The organism is Gillisella terrae (assembly GCF_004801395.1).
GTDB classification, from domain to species: Bacteria; Pseudomonadota; Alphaproteobacteria; order Rhizobiales; family Rhizobiaceae; genus Allorhizobium; species Allorhizobium terrae.
Window position 1 is genome coordinate 67,812 of sequence record NZ_SSOA01000011.1, and the last position, 14,955, is coordinate 82,766.

10 protein-coding genes are annotated in these 14,955 nt (G+C 54.2%); 5 read left to right on the top strand and 5 right to left on the bottom strand.

The genetic code is table 11. The features are described from left to right. Window positions 1-25: 25 nt before the first annotated feature. Window positions 26-1,048 (bottom strand): type VI secretion system protein TssA, encoded by a 1,023-nt coding sequence (gene tssA, locus E6C51_RS16985; protein WP_190236910.1) that lies wholly within the window; start codon window positions 1,046-1,048, stop codon window positions 26-28. A gap of 244 nt (window positions 1,049-1,292) precedes the next feature. On the opposite strand from tssA, the gene tssH reads away from it, so the two are divergent. The 5 genes from tssH (at window position 1,293) to E6C51_RS17010 (ending at window position 8,367) form a co-directional block, all read left to right on the top strand. Then, a complete protein-coding gene (gene tssH / locus E6C51_RS16990) occupies window positions 1,293-4,034 on the top strand; it encodes a type VI secretion system ATPase TssH (RefSeq protein WP_190236860.1) in 2,742 nt (913 codons plus the stop codon). A gap of 111 nt (window positions 4,035-4,145) precedes the next feature. Then, a complete protein-coding gene (locus tag E6C51_RS16995; protein ID WP_075641706.1) occupies window positions 4,146-4,622 on the top strand; it encodes an Hcp family type VI secretion system effector in 477 nt (158 codons plus the stop codon). A 243-nt stretch (window positions 4,623-4,865) separates the two neighbouring features. After that, the gene (locus E6C51_RS17000) at window positions 4,866-5,939 is read left to right on the top strand and encodes a hypothetical protein (protein ID WP_190236861.1); all 1,074 of its coding nucleotides are present in this window, start codon (window positions 4,866-4,868) and stop codon (window positions 5,937-5,939) included. 215 nt (window positions 5,940-6,154) lie between these two features. Beyond that, window positions 6,155-7,045: a hypothetical protein gene (locus E6C51_RS17005; protein ID WP_190236862.1), complete on the top strand. Its 891-nt coding sequence runs from the start codon at window positions 6,155-6,157 to the stop codon at window positions 7,043-7,045. Window positions 7,046-7,257: 212 nt separating this feature from the next. Beyond that, the gene (locus E6C51_RS17010) at window positions 7,258-8,367 is read left to right on the top strand and encodes a Fic family protein (RefSeq protein WP_190236863.1); all 1,110 of its coding nucleotides are present in this window, start codon (window positions 7,258-7,260) and stop codon (window positions 8,365-8,367) included. A 53-nt stretch (window positions 8,368-8,420) separates the two neighbouring features. Here the strand turns inward: E6C51_RS17010 and E6C51_RS17015 are convergent, their stop codons facing one another. The 4 genes from E6C51_RS17015 to repC all read right to left on the bottom strand — a co-directional run bounded on the left by E6C51_RS17015 (window position 8,421) and on the right by repC (window position 14,801). Further along, on the bottom strand, window positions 8,421-10,223 hold the full coding sequence (locus tag E6C51_RS17015) for an NAD(P)/FAD-dependent oxidoreductase (protein WP_190236864.1): 1,803 nt from the start codon (window positions 10,221-10,223) through the stop codon (window positions 8,421-8,423). Between the two features lie 78 nt (window positions 10,224-10,301). Beyond that, the gene (locus tag E6C51_RS17020; protein ID WP_190236865.1) at window positions 10,302-11,375 is read right to left on the bottom strand and encodes a 2,3-butanediol dehydrogenase; all 1,074 of its coding nucleotides are present in this window, start codon (window positions 11,373-11,375) and stop codon (window positions 10,302-10,304) included. Between the two features lie 166 nt (window positions 11,376-11,541). Then, entirely contained in the window at window positions 11,542-13,452 is a 1,911-nt protein-coding gene (locus E6C51_RS17025) for a sigma-54-dependent Fis family transcriptional regulator (protein ID WP_190236866.1), read from the bottom strand. A 104-nt stretch (window positions 13,453-13,556) separates the two neighbouring features. Further along, complete coding sequence (repC, locus tag E6C51_RS17030; protein ID WP_190236867.1) at window positions 13,557-14,801, bottom strand: plasmid replication protein RepC; 1,245 nt, start codon at window positions 14,799-14,801, stop codon at window positions 13,557-13,559. Between the last annotated feature and the right edge of the window lie 154 nt (window positions 14,802-14,955).

Below are 14,955 nucleotides of genomic sequence, written 5' to 3' on the forward strand. Positions count from 1 at the left end.
GCCTCAAAACGACGTCAAAGATCTGTCAGTTTCCGTTCTCCTTCGTGGGCTTGATGCCCGCAGCCGTAAGAACGGCGTTTCTTGTTTGAAGTTCCGGCAAAAGTTCCGCCAGCAATTCAGAAAAATCCATTCGCCCGCGGCGAACCAGCGTTTCAATCGCCAACGAAATGGGCGAGTGCGGCTCGGTGCGGCGAAAATATCGTGCCACATTCATCAAAAGCTCAAAGGCTTCATCGCGCGTTGCAATGCCCTCAGGCGTCACAACCCGCGCCGTCTCTGCGGCAGGCACCTCCCTGGCAGCCTCGACAGACGCGGCTGGAACATCGGGAGCCTCCCCGCTGTCATCACGCCCACCAAGACTGCGAACCGCAGCCGCGATTTCTTGCAGCACATTGCGAATATTGGAACTTGGCGGAGCCAGTTGGCCACAGCGCGCGTTCAACACCTCACTCAGCCCCGCAAATGAGCGGATACAGGCATTGACCTCTGCAAGATGAGCCGACATGGCCGCAACACCTGCCTCTGTTGCAGCATTGTAGATCGCTTCGCGCCGTCCGGCTTCATCACTGCGCTGGCCAAGCTGATAATCCCAAAGGGTCAAGGCGCCGAATTTCTCGCCGGGAATCAGAGACACCAAACGCAACGGCTGGATCAGCGTGCCTTCTGTGCCAAAACCGTTCAATCCGGCCAGTGGTGCTAACTTTTCCTCAACGTCGTTTTCATCAATTGAATGGACGTCATCCCAATAAGTGTCCAAAAGCGCAGTCGTGACGTCGTAAATTTCACCAAGACCCGCAAAACCTTTAAGCCGCAAATGCGCTTCGGCAAGCCAGGCCAATACTTCGATATCCTTGCTGATCGAAGATATTATCTGCAATCCCAAATTGCTCACAAGATTCCAATCACTGGAAACCTTGAACACTTCACCCGGCGTTACAGATCTTTCTTCCGCTCTTGCTTGGTTCCTTGCGTCTTTAATTTTGTAGTATATTTCGCGAACTTCAATATTCGTGCGAATATTACATCCGCACGGCGCGCTTTCTTCTATCGGATTTAACAATATAACCTCGCCCACCGAAGCCTCTAACTCAATTTTAAATTCACTAATATAACTTTCTTATAGATGTGGAGCGGCTCTATTGTTTTGTCAACCTGAGTTGCAAAATCTAATTATGAAATTTCTCGCAGAAAATTTTTTTTAAAAAAAACCCTCCCCCCTCTGGAAACTTGGAAATAATCGCCCTAGTTGTCTTCTCGGGGACATTGCTGCGGTCGGTCCCGGGGAGTGTTTTATGTCGTTTATTGACCTTAATCGCTTGATTGAAGCCTTTGAGCCTAGCTTACGTGTGGCATTGGAAATGGCCGCATCCACGGCCGCCGGTCGTCGCCACGCTCAAGTCGATATTGTACATTTTCTAAATGCGATTGTTGAAAGTGTATCATTTCAGGACGATCTTGCGGCGCTTAGTCTTCCGGTGCAAACACTGAGGCGTGAGCTTTCACAGGCGCTTGATGATGTGGCTGTGGGGCATGAGCAAAATCTGTCTTTGTCGCAAAACATTTTAACGCTTGGCCGAGAGGCCTGGGTGTGTGCTTCTCTTCAGGGCGGGCGCGCTTCGATCACTTTGGCGGATGTGTTTTCGGCTCTTGATGATGAGCCCTCGCTTCGAGCCCTGACACGCGGGCAATTTCCATCACTGCGCATGCTGGATCGCGCGGTGTTGGAGCGGATGCGCGAGGCAGGCGATGGAAATGCGCAGTCGCCTGGCGAAAAATCGGGCATGTCGCCGGAAGCCGCGCCGGATTCCGCTTTGAGCGGGCGGGGAAATGACGAATTTTTGCGGCTCTACACCCATGATCTGACGCAGGACGCCCGCAATGGCCGGATTGATCCGGTGATCGGTCGGGATGCCGAGCTGCGGCAGATGATCGATATTCTGACCCGCCGTCGGCAAAACAATCCTATTCTGGTGGGCGAGGCAGGTGTGGGCAAAACAGCCGTTGCCGAGGCCTTCGCTTTGGAAATCGCCGCTGAGCGTGTGCCGGAAAAGCTGAAATCCGTTCGACTGCTGATGCTGGATCTGACGCTTCTTCAGGCCGGAGCGGGTGTCAAAGGCGAGTTTGAGCGGCGGCTCAATGGCGTGATTGAGGCTGTCAAACGCTCGCCGGAACCGATCATTCTGTTTATTGATGAAGCGCATGGCCTGATTGGGGCCGGTGGCGCGCAAGGGCAGGGCGATGCGGCCAATATTTTGAAGCCCGCGCTGGCGCGTGGCGAAGTCCGCGTGATCGCAGCGACCACATGGAGCGAATACAAGCGCTATTTTGAAAAAGATGCCGCCCTGACCCGGCGTTTTCAGCCGGTGCATGTGCGCGAGCCCGATGAAGAAACCGCCATCAGAATGTTGCGCGGCGTCGCGGGCTCATTCATGGCCCATCACGGGGTTACCATTCGCGATGAGGCGATTGTTGCGGCGGTTCAGCTCTCGGCGCGCTTTTTGCCAGCGCGACAACTGCCGGATAAAGCCATCAGCCTGATTGATACTGCCGCTGCCGCCGTATCGCTGGCGCGTCAGACAATTCCCGAAACCCTGATGGCTCTACAAAGCGAGAGAAACCATCTTGCCGTCGAGGTTGATTGGCTGGAGCGCGAAGGAAGTGCCGAAGAGATACTGGAGCGCAAACTGTCCATTCAAGCCGAGCTGGAACGTCTTGATACGGAAATTGCCGCGTTGCAGGCGCGCTATGACGCTGAAAAAGAGGCGATCTCCGCGTTTGATAATCAAAAGGACAGCGCTGAGAGCAAACTCAGCGTGATCACGGAGCCGCAGCATCAGGGCAGCAATGTTTCGCCGCTCAAAGGCCGGGGTCTGACCCGGCGGGCGGTGTCGATTGCCACCTCGTTAAACCAGGATACAAGCCTTATTCCGCGGGAGGTTGACCGCCGCGTCATTGCCTCCGTGGTGTCGCGCTGGACCGGGATTCCGCTTGGCAAGCTGCTGGCGGATCAGATTGAAAATGCCAAAAGTCTGGACACGCGACTGGGCGAGAAGGTTGTTGGCCAGGATGCGGCCCTAAAACGCATTGCCGATGCCATGCGGGCAGCAAGGGCAGGGCTTTCCGATCCACGCCGTCCACCGGCCGTCTTTTTGCTGGTGGGCATGTCGGGCACGGGCAAGACCGAAACTGCACTTTCACTGGCCGATCTGCTGTATGGCGGCAGCCAGCACCTGACAACCATCAACATGTCAGAGTTCAAGGAAGAACATAAGGTGTCGATGCTGCTGGGAGCCCCTCCCGGTTATGTTGGCTATGGCGAAGGGGGCGTGCTGACAGAAGCCGTGCGCCGCAGACCCTATGGTGTGCTGCTTCTTGACGAGATCGACAAGGCCCATGCAGGGGTTCAGGATATTTTCTACCAGGTGTTCGACAAGGGCATTTTGCGCGATGGCGAAGGCCGGGATGTTGATTTTAAAAACACCACCATTTTCATGACGGCCAATACCGGCTCTGAATTGCTGGCAACCCTTGCGAGCGACCCGGACACCATGCCCGAAGGAGAAGCCCTTGAGGCCTTGATGATGCCGGAACTGCAAAAGCAGTTCAAGCCCGCCTTTCTGGGCCGCACCATCATTCTGCCCTTCATGCCGCTTGGAAAAGAAGCGCTCTCGGCCATTGTCGATCTGCAGATCGAGCGGATCAGGGACAGAATAAACGCTGCCTATGGCACGGACCTTGTGGTGGAACAGAGCGCCAGAGACGTGCTGGTGAGCCGGGCTGGCGCAAGCGAAATTGGCGCACGCGCCATTGAAATCATGATTGGTCGTGATCTCCTGCCACCTTTGTCCACCTTCTTCATCGAGTTGGTGGCGAATGGACAAAAGGTTGGCCGGGCGCATGTCACCCACAGTGAGAACGGTTTTGCTGTGCAGGGGCAAGAGGCGGACAATCAAAGGGAATTTGTCGATGATCGCTTGGTCTCGATAAATGAAGACGCCGTGTCGGATGGGGTATCCCGGCGCATACGGTCATAAATGCTGCGCGGACCATATCCACGAATTTTGGTGGATATGCAGCATTCATACGAAGGGTAACCATGCCTCAATTCAACGGGGCGAATTTGATGAAACAGGAGATTTAACAATATGCCAATTTATCTGAAAGTTGACGGTATCCAGGGCGATGCAACCCACGAAGAGCACAAGAAGTGGATGGACATTGAGGCTCTGCACTGGAATGTAAGCCGCGCCATGAACACCACAGCAGGCTCGACCGCCAATCGCGAAGCCTCTGAGCCCATGGTGTCGGAAGTGATCTTGACCAAAGTGAGCGATTCCTCCTCGACCAAGCTTTTCCAGGAAGCCTGCGCTGGCCGCACCGGCAAGACAGCCGTGCTGCATCTGGTGACAACCGGCAACCCCGGCAATACCTATATTGAATACACACTGACCAACACCCTGATTGCCAACTATTCCGTTGATTCCAGCGGTGATCGGCCGATTGAAACAATCCGCCTGAACTTCACAAAGATCGAAGTGAAGTACACGCCTTATGGCGAGGACAACACGGCACAGTCGCCAATGATTGCCTCTTACGATCTTTCGACCACAAAGGCCGCTTAAACGCGCGGTACGGAAAGGCGTCGCCTTCAGCGGCGTCTTTCTATTTTATAGATGCAAAGGCTTTTAGGCAGTCCCACTGTTGAAGAGATTGGTTTGGCTGATCGAACCCGATCCTCCTACCCATCAACAGCAGTCATCACGGGACAGATAGTTTCAAAGAATATTAGAAAAAGCGAGAAGGCTATCAGAGCTTGCTTCAGCACGGCCGCCTGCACCGTGTTATCAATCTGGAGATAAACACCAATGTCATCAGCCAACGACCGCCTGACTTCCATAAGGGAAGACTTAGAAATGAAAAAATCTCAATGGGAAGTGAGCGTCGTCAGCCCCTACGTCCGTGCTTACGATTTTGCCTATAACAATTATCAAAACACGTTGAAGGCTCAAGTGGCGCGTGACAAGATGGGGGCGGAACTTTTAGTCTTCACGGCTGGCGTGCTGAGCGGTTCAGTGTTGATGGCTGCTTTCGCGTCGTCGTCCTTGCGCGTGCTTGCCGGACGCGCTTTGCTTCGGACAATCTGCAATAATAATCTCAATAGAACATTTGATGCAGTTCATGCTGTCACCAACAACAAGGCCGCAATGTTTGCCTTGGGCAGCGTTCTGGATAAAGCCAAAGGGATCGCGGGCCAACACATCACCGCAGCTGTTGAGAATTTTACCGTAAGAACATCTGGTATCCAGTCGCAAACATCGGTGAATTTTCTGACACGATTGCAGGATTTTGTGAATGTGAGTTTTATTGCGGTTCATGAGTTCGTCACTGGCGTTCGTAGCGATAACAGCATCAAAGAGAGCGACAAGCTCAAACTTGCGGATATGGTCGAGGCAACCCCTTTCTGGCTGCCCCCTCGCGCCAACCGCGTTGATGAAAACAAGCTGGCACAACAGATGGAACTCTTGTTCTATATGACGTCTGTTCTCGATTCGGATACGCTGGTTCGTCATGCGCCATCGATCGGCAATGGTATCGGCGGTGGCATAGGAGAGGGTATCCGTAGCAAAGAACGGATCAGCCAGATGCCAACGGCCAAGGACTACCCAAAGGAAAGCGAGCCTAAACTCATTCGTGGGGCGACTTACGAACCCGGTCAGCGTGTCGAGTATGATGACCTCGGGTCTGTTGTGCGAGCGCGCATCGATACATTGAGCCGGGCCGTCACAGGCTCACCGTTTTATCCGCAACAAAGTGTTGCCATGCGTATCACTGGAAATGATCCGACTGGACGCGAGCAGATGGTCAAGGCCGAGCATATTATTTCGCGCCTTTCAGCACAAACGAGACCCAAGCAGTTAAGCGATGTTTTCATGATGTAAGAACAGGTGAAAATGATGCAGGGGATTTACTGCATAATTCTTTAAACCGTAACCGGTTTAAAGAGAAAATTATGCAGCAGAAATAAAGAGATACTTTGAGCCTTTGTGCGCCATATTTGGCGCACGACGCGGTAAAGTGTTACAGCCCCTTTATGCATTGGATAAAACGTGCGGCGCTGTGGTCTTGTGGTGAAACAAACAGAAATTGAACAGCGATGATCAGTGGATTGAAGCGCGATATGAGAGCGGCGCTGCTGTGCCTTGGCATCGGCACCCTCAGCCCCGTTGCGGCCTGTGCAGACCCGTCCATTGATGCCTCACTTGTTCAAATTGAGCAGGTGCGTGAGCACGTGTCCAATGTCGGGTTGCTTGCCGAAAGTGCTTCGAAATACATTTCTGACCAGGAAGGCTCGCACGACAAGCAGGCCAACAGCATGATTGAATCGGCAACACGCGATGCATTCAATGCGCAAGCATTCGTGACTGACATTCAAAACAGCATGCAAAACGTTGGCAATTCCTCAATTGATGCGCAACGTCTGGCAAAAGTTGCCGATGATCTCACCGCAAGCCGAAAGAAGATAGAAACCCTGGCTCAATCAAAAGGCGACACCGCCCTCCAGAGCATGGGGGCCGAGATTGTCAAAAAAGCCGATAGCCCGCGCATTGAACAACTCACGCAGGTGATGGCAAGCCCCGAGCTTGCCGCAGAAACAGCCGTAACGGCGCAAGCCATGTATGCTGCCGTTCATGCGTTTTTCAATACGGACCAGTCACAATTTACAGCGCTCTCGCAAGAGCAACGGCGAGACATGCCAAAGCAGATCCTGTCTTATCTGCAACAGAAAACCGAGAATGAAAAACCCTATTCAAAAGATGCTGAACGGGCCAATGAGAAACTCCGACTTGCTCTTGCTCTCGCTGGCTTGCCCGACGAGGACGTGGTTTTTCTATCAGACCTCTATCAGAGCCCAGAAGGTGAAGCCAAGCGCGCGGCTCTGGTCGGTCGCTATAAGCGCCTCTCTGCGGAGGCAAACCAGAAAATGCTGCGGGAGTATTTCACACAGCTCGCAGACAATCTGACAAAGAATAAATCTAACAACTGAAGACGTGGCAGCATTCCACTTATACTGTAACACTTTCAATCTGAACCTGACAGACTGTAAATTTCGCCATCCTTTGAGCCAACAGCCTCATACCTCACCCAATTTTCAACTGCTTTGAACCGGAGCCGTTCACTGATACATGAGCGAAAGAAATTGCTTTTATCACTCATCTTTTTCTATAAAGTGAGCGATAAATGTGGAGTTTATCGCTGATGGCATGGAATTGGCAATTGCAGGGGTGGCCGAATTTCGAATGGCGGCCTGAACTTCTTCAAAAGAAGGAGCAGGCTTTCATGGAAAATGCCGCCATTGCCGTTGGCACCATACGGCACCTGACACAAGGTGACCGCGAGCATATTGTGATCGAGTTGCTCAGTGCAGATGCCATGAGCACATCAGCGATTGAGGGCGAAATCCTTGATAGAGACAGCGTGCAGTCGTCCCTGCGCCGACAGTTGGGAATGGCGGCAGCACCATTTCGCAGCCGACCGGCAGAGGCGGGCATAGCCGAAATGATGGCCGATCTTTATCGCGCTCCCCTTGCCACCATCACCGAAGCGCGGCTTCAGGAATGGCACCGAATGGTGATGAATGGCCGCCGCGATATTGTCGATATCGGCCAGTATCGCCAACACCAAGAGCCGATGCAGATTGTTTCCGGCGCTTTTGGTCGCGAGCGCGTGCATTTTGAAGCGCCACCATCCGACCGGCTGGCCATTGAAATGAATGCGCTGCTCGATTGGTTGGCAAAAACCGCACCGGATGGGGCCACTCCGCTGACAGCACTCACCCGTGCAGGCATTGCGCATCTGTGGTTCGAGAGCATCCATCCTTTCGAGGATGGCAATGGCCGCATCGGGCGTGCCATCGCCGAAAGTGCGCTGGCACGCGCCATTTCCATTCCAACGTTCAGCGCCCTATCGAAATCGCTGCTTAAGCACCGCAAGGATTATTACGCGATGCTGGAAGCGGCCAGCACCACGCTTGTCATTGATGACTGGCTCGCATGGTTTGCGGATCGCGCCCTTGAAGCACAGGCATCAGCAGATGAGCTGGTGCGTTTTTTGATCGAAAAAACCCGGCTGATGGACAGATTGCGGGGTTTATTGAACGAGCGGCAGGAAAAAGCGCTTTTGCGCGTCCTTGCCGAAGGTCCGGACGGCTTCACCGGCGGCCTCAGCGCCCATAATTACGCCACCATCACCGGTGCGCCACCATCCACCATCACCCGTGATCTCGCTGATCTGGTCGAGAAAGGGGCCTTGCTGCGAACCGGTGAGCGCAAGGCAACCCGTTATCACCTGAACCTCAGCAAGCTCTGATCCCCCCACGCTCTGGTAGGGGGACCAGATAAAATCATCATAAAATCAGTATATTAGCCGATATGGTGCGGCTTTTGCAGACCGTAAACCGGCGTATCCAATCCAACCTGCCGTGCCTTCAACTGCAAGGACAGATATTGCGAATAATGGCGTGACTGATGCAGGTTTCCTCCATGGAACCACAGGCCTTCCTGTTGGGTTGGTTTCCACATATTGCGCTGCTCGCCCTCCCATGGTCCGGGATCTTTGGGCGTGTCGGAGCCAAGGCCCCAGCATTTGCCCACCTTATCGGCCACCTCCTTGGAGATCAGGTCGGCCGCCCAGCCATTCATTGAACCATAGCCGGTGGCATAGACCACAAGATCGGCAGGCAGCACACTGCCGTCTTTCAGCACCACCGCATCTTCCGTCAGGTGGTCCACATCAGAGCCGGATTTCAGCTTGATGCTGCCGTCAATGATCAGGTCGCAAGCGCCCACATCAATATAATAGCCTGAGCCGCGCCGCAGATATTTCATGAACAGGCCAGAGCCATCGGCCCCCCAATCCAGCATGAAGCCTGCCTTTTCAAGATCGGCATAGAATTTCGCGTCTTTTTCGCGCATCTTGTCGTAAAGCGGAATTTGAAACTCATGCATGATCCGGTAGGGCAGGGAGGCAAAGATCAGATCAGCCTTGCGGGTTGTCATGCCCGACACCACCGCCCGCTCGGAATAGAGATCGCCAAGACCGATTTCCATCAGAGAGTCGGAGCGGACGATATGGGTGGACGAGCGCTGCACCATGGTGACATCCGCGCCACCTTCCCAAAGGGCGGCACAAATATCATGGGCGGAATTGTTTGAGCCAATCACCACCACTTTTTTGCCGCGATAAGCATCGGGGCCGGGATGCTGGGACGAATGCTGCTGCTCGCCTTTGAAAATATCCTGCCCTTTAAACTTCGGCACATTGGCCTTGCCCGACATGCCGGTCGCCAGCACCAATTGCTTGGGCTTCAGCACCACTTCTTGGCCATCGCGCTCGACAACAACGGTCCATTCCTTGGTTGTCTCGTCATATTTGGCGGATTTGCACGTGGTGGAGCTCCAGTAATTCAGCTCCATCACCTTGGTGTACATTTCCAGCCAATCGCCAATCTTGTCTTTGGGGGCAAAAACCGGCCAGTTTTCTGGAAAGGGAATATAGGGCAGGTGGTCGTACCAGACCGGATCATGCAGGCACAGGGATTTGTAGCGCTTGCGCCAGCTGTCTCCGGCTCGCTCATTTTTCTCAATGATAATGGTGGGAACACCCAATTGTCTGAGCCGCGCACCCAAAGCTATGCCGCCCTGGCCGCCGCCAATAATCACCACATAGGGTTGGGTTTTATAGCCAAGCTCTGCCGCTTCTTGCAGACGCTTTTCAGCCCAGGTTTTTCGGTTGGGATCATGACCGTGCTCGGCCCCCATTGGCCGGTTAAACCCTTTTGGCTCTTCATGGCCCTTGAGCTCTGACATGGTGGTGAGCAGGGTCCAGATCAAGCCGTTTTTGATGCGGATATGGCCATACCCACGGGCAACCTTGGTTTCAAACGAAAACCAACCATCAATGACCCCATCATTGTCAGAGGCCATTTCCTTCTCATCCTGACGAAAGTGAGAAGGGCCGATGCTTGAAAGCTGGGTTTCCAGCATGTCACGAATTTGATCATGACCTTCCAACGTCTTCAAATTCCAGGTGAAGGTTGCCAGATCGCGCCAATAGCAATCGGTTTGAAACAGGTTGACGGCGGCATTGATATCGCCACTTTCCAATGCATTTCCCAATTTGGCAAGAACGGCATCAACGCGGGTGTTTGGGCTATCTTCAAGCATGTTCACTCCTCCATTATACAAACTTGAGTTTCCAAAGGCTGGTGCGTGAGCTCCTCTCTCAAGCACCAGCCCGATTGATTATTTCCGCAAATCAATGAGAATTTTCAGGTGCTGACCCGCCGGGTCCAAAAGCGTGTCAAACCCTTCCGCCACAGCGGTGTCGAGCGTGATGCGTTTGGTGATAACTGCTTTGGCTGGCAACAAACCAGACGCAATCAAGCGAATAACCCGCGGCCAATAATGGGTCGGATAGGCCCAGGAGCCACGAAGATCGACATCCTTGAACGTAACCTGAAACCAGTCGAGCGGGTTTTCGTGAGGATGCAGACCTGTCTGCACCACAACACCCTGTTTACGCACCGCATCCAAACACGCTTTCAGCGCATGTTCGTTGCCCACACATTCAATGGCAACATCGCAGCCGACTTTGCCTTCTGTCCATGCGCGCACCACGTCGCCGGGATTGTCGCGCTTCGGGTTGATGGTGATCACGTCGGGCAAAATCGATTTTGCAAAATCAAGGCGCGCGTCATTGATGTCAGATATGAACAATTGTGCAGCACCAGCGGCGCGCGCCGCAAGCAACGTCAACATGCCAATGGGACCTGCGCCCGTGACCAGCACGCTGGAACCGGCGGTGACCCCGCCACGGTCACAGGCATAAACGGCAACCGCGGTTGGTTCCACCAAGGCCGCCTCTTCATCCGTCATTTCATCGGGCACTTTTTGCACATTGTATTCGTTCACCAATGCATATTCGGCCATGCCGCCGGACTGCCAGCTCAATCCGACCAATGCCAGTTCTTCGCTTAAGTGAAACAGGCCGCGATCAGCGAAATAATCGCCGGAGCGTGGCATGATCAGCGGCTGAATGGAGACGCGATCACCCGCTTTGACAGAGGTGACACCATCGCCCACCGCCTCGACCACACCACCAAATTCATGGCCCAAAACCTGCGGGCCGTGCGCGCCAGTGAAAGGATGCGGCTCTTTTGGAATGAAAATCGGACCATAACTATATTCATGCAGGTCTGTGCCGCAAATGCCGACAAAATGGTTGCGCACGAGAACCTGACCGTGCGCGGGTGCCGCAGGTTTGGCAATATCTTCAATGCGTAAGTCTTTTGCGGCGTGAAAACGGAGGGCTTTCATGTTTCCTCATCTCCCTTTGTTGTTGTTGGAGATAAGTTTGCAAGCAGCGTGCCAGAGCGAAATTTTTAAAAAATCTAATAATTTCAATGGGGTTTGCAATGGAGCCTGTTGCATGGCCCCATCTGTTGCAACAGGTGGGGCGCAACAGATGCCACACCGCCTGTGTTCACAATGAGGACGACTTGAGTTGGTAGCGCTTGATCTGGCGATGCACGGTTGAGCGATCAACGCCCAATTGACGCGCCGCCTCAGATACATTCCAATTGCAGGCCTTCAATGTGGCATGCAGCGTCTGCCCCTGATTTTCATCCTGTCGTACCGCGTTATCGCAAAAATCATCGGGTAAATCGCCAAGCTCGATCGTGCCGCCCTCGCTCAAGGCCACCGCCACCGCCAGCACATTCTCCAATTCACGAATATTGCCTGGCCAGGGGTGGGCGCGAAGCGCCATCATCGCTGCTGGCGAGATCACCGGTGCCACCGCGTGATCGCTATGGCGCGCCAAAATGCGCGCAACAACCCAGTCAAAATCGGCCCGATCGCGCAAAGGGGGAAGGCGCAACACAGCCGTGTTAAGGCGATAAAACAGATCTTCGCGGAAACGCCCCTGTTCCACCAGGCTCGGGAGTGAACGATGAGAAGCCGACACCACACGAATATTCACCTTGCGTGGTTCCACGCCACCCACCGGCATCACTTCCTGTTCGGCCAAAACCCGCAGAAGCCGACTTTGCAACGTCAGCGGCATATCGCCAATTTCATCCAGAAACAAAGTGCCACCATCGGCCTGTTCGATCAGGCCTTTTCTGCCCTTCAAGGCTGCGCCCGTAAAAGCGCCCGGCACGTAGCCGAACAACTCGCTTTCAATCAACTGTTCGGGAATGGCTGCGCAATTGATGGCAACGAACTGACCTTTCAGGCCACTTGCCTCGTGAACGGCATGGGCAAGATATTCTTTGCCGGTTCCTGTTTCACCTTGAATCAAGATCGGTAATCTTGTGCGGGCAAGCTTTGCCATCTTGAGTTGAAGGGCCGCGATATCGGGATCAGCCCCTCCCAATTCCCGACCGCGCACCTTCGGGCCGCCGAGGTCTTGAACGGGCGATATCAACAGTGATTTGCGTCGCACATGAGCCTGCATTTGCGGCTCGATGGCATGGGCAAAAAGCGCGTTGCCGTCGCGGGCAAAAATCATACGGTCTCGGGTTGGCCGCCGCCGCGTCAGGTTGGCCAGATCATCGACATCCATGTCGAGGAATTGTGAAATCGGCTGGCCAATCAGCGCTTGCGGATTGCGCCAGTCGGCCCCACAAGCCCGTGCCAATATTGCAGCTCCGCCATGGGTCATGCCGAGAACACGGCCGCTTCCATCCAAAGAAATGGCTGCTTCCGGATCAACATCAAGAAATTCAGGTGAGCGTGCAAAGCGAAGCACCCATTCATGACGGGTCTGGGCCATCAGATTGGCCAGTTCAATCCGCCGCACCGTGGCACTCACCAGATGCCGCGCCAAATTCTGGCTGGTCTTTAAAATCGGCGAACTGAGCAGCGAAATATCCACCACCGCGCAAAGCTCGCCTTGTGTGTCATAAATCGGAGCGGCTGTGCAGGAAAGCGGCGTATGCGTGTTATCAAAATGATCCGTTTGATGAATTGTCAGCGCTTCACCCGTTTCAATACAGGCACCGACTGCGCAGGTGCCCGCCCGGGCTTCTGACCATTCGGCACCAAGATACAGGCCGGCTTTGCGCAAATGATTGTCAAATGACGGATCGCCGAGAAATTCGACAGCAACACCTTCTCGATCCGACAGCAGCAATACATAGTTCTGGCCTGCGACCTGATTGAACAAATGCTCAAGCCCAGAGCGCGCGATGCGGATCAAGTCTTCAGACTGCTGGCGATGTTCACGCAATCTTTCGGCCGGAACAATAAAGGCTTCACAGGCTCTGGTCGGGTCCAGATGATATTGCTCAAGGCAGCGCAGCCAGGACTTGATCACCGTGCTATCCCGGTCAATCGCCAAGCCAAGGCCAGCTTTTTCAATCTCACGAATATGCTCTGCGTGCGATGTCATATTGATGTTCAGCGATCAAAGATGCGCTGTCCTCCGTTCCTCCAAATGATAACAGGACATGAATAGCCGAGCTTGTAAAGCTTGCGTCATCAGGCTTGCCCCGTTCACCCTGTTTTTTGGCTCTGTCCCTCGTTTGCGCGGATCAGGGCCATGAGCACCGGCCCGAGCGAGAACTCGCCCCTTTGCGCGCGCCGGGTCAGATCGCGCAGGTAACCGCCGGGGGAATTGATATGACCGCCGCGCTCCAGAATGCAGGCAATGGCCACCGCCGCACCTTCCGCTCCCATGATCTCGCAGGCATCCTCATAGGCAGAAGGACTGATGCCCAGCATCGATCGCACCAGCACCGCCGTTGCCATCAACTCGCGCCAATTGGCGATGGTCGCATCTTTGGCGTAGTCGCGCATGGTCGGGCAAGCCCGCAGCACCATGCTGAGCGGAAACGCCTTGATTGGATCTACCGGTTTTGGATGAGCCGGTTTTAGATCCGTGCGGGGTGTCGGTTTGGGCACATCGGCCGCGTCCTGCTTCATTTCGAAGCGAGGTGCAGATTCATTAAGGAGATCGGTATTTGAATTCTGTATGTGGCAGCCGTTTTGGTCGTCATTGCCATCGTTTTTTTGGCTTTTAAGCTGTATTTCCAAAATGTTGAGGATCTCAGTGCGCAGCATTTCAAGCTCTTCGAGAATGGGAGCAATATCCGACTGAGTTGGATTGCGTGGAATGCGGCCGACAAGGCCGATATAATGACCTTCAATCATGCCCCAATCGCCAGCAGCACCCTCTTCCATCGCAGCCGAGATCAGCTTGCGCACATCGCGGCGGCAGAGTGTCAGGCGTTCTTTCATCTGGCGAAGCGCTTTTTTGTCCCTTTCCACCTGCTGGGCTAGATGGGCCAATTCTTCAGCCCGCGCCAGCATGGGTGCCAGGCTGAAACCAAACGCCGTCTCAATGGTGCCAGAGCGATCTTTTCGCGCATAGCGCTTGCCGTTCGGGCTGTCTTTGCGAATGATCAGCCCCGCATCCACCAGCGCTGCCAAATGCCGACGCAGTGTGGTTCCGCTCATGCCATGGGCGCGCACCGAGAGCTGGACATTGGAGGGAAAAACCACCAGGCCAAACTCTTCCGACAGCTCGGCTTCGGGATAAAAAGACAACAGCGCATTGAGCACCGAGAGCGCCGGCTGGGCAATGCCCAACAGTTCGCGCGCTTCACAGGCGTTGCGAAAGGCTTTCCATTTGTCCACGGCTTTGGCGGGCCTCGCCTCGGCTGTGTCCAGCTGATTTTTGACCAGAGCAAGCGTCATGGAGCGCCGCCCAAAGGGCGTCGTCACATTTCCTATCTGCATTTTCTCTCACCTTTCAAAAGGCAAAGGAAAAACGCTCACCAAAACGGTGCCAAAACTCTTGACTATGATTCGAGGAAATGCGATTCTCTACTTGCTTAAGGTTATGAGAAGGGCTTCCACGACGGAAACGTTTGGGGGCCTTTTTCTTTTGCGG

Bases quoted from the DNA above. Each gene is read 5' to 3' on its own strand.
- tssH (WP_190236860.1), top strand. From the start codon at position 1,293: ATGTCGTTTATTGACCTTAATCGCTTGATTGAAGCCTTTGAGCCTAGC.
- E6C51_RS16995 (WP_075641706.1), top strand. From the start codon at position 4,146: ATGCCAATTTATCTGAAAGTTGACGGTATCCAGGGCGATGCAACCCAC.
- E6C51_RS17000 (WP_190236861.1), top strand. From the start codon at position 4,866: ATGTCATCAGCCAACGACCGCCTGACTTCCATAAGGGAAGACTTAGAA.
- E6C51_RS17005 (WP_190236862.1), top strand. From the start codon at position 6,155: ATGATCAGTGGATTGAAGCGCGATATGAGAGCGGCGCTGCTGTGCCTT.
- E6C51_RS17010 (WP_190236863.1), top strand. From the start codon at position 7,258: ATGGCATGGAATTGGCAATTGCAGGGGTGGCCGAATTTCGAATGGCGG.
- E6C51_RS17015 (WP_190236864.1), bottom strand. From the start codon at position 10,223: ATGCTTGAAGATAGCCCAAACACCCGCGTTGATGCCGTTCTTGCCAAA.
- E6C51_RS17020 (WP_190236865.1), bottom strand. From the start codon at position 11,375: ATGAAAGCCCTCCGTTTTCACGCCGCAAAAGACTTACGCATTGAAGAT.
- E6C51_RS17025 (WP_190236866.1), bottom strand. From the start codon at position 13,452: ATGACATCGCACGCAGAGCATATTCGTGAGATTGAAAAAGCTGGCCTT.
- repC (WP_190236867.1), bottom strand. From the start codon at position 14,801: ATGCAGATAGGAAATGTGACGACGCCCTTTGGGCGGCGCTCCATGACG.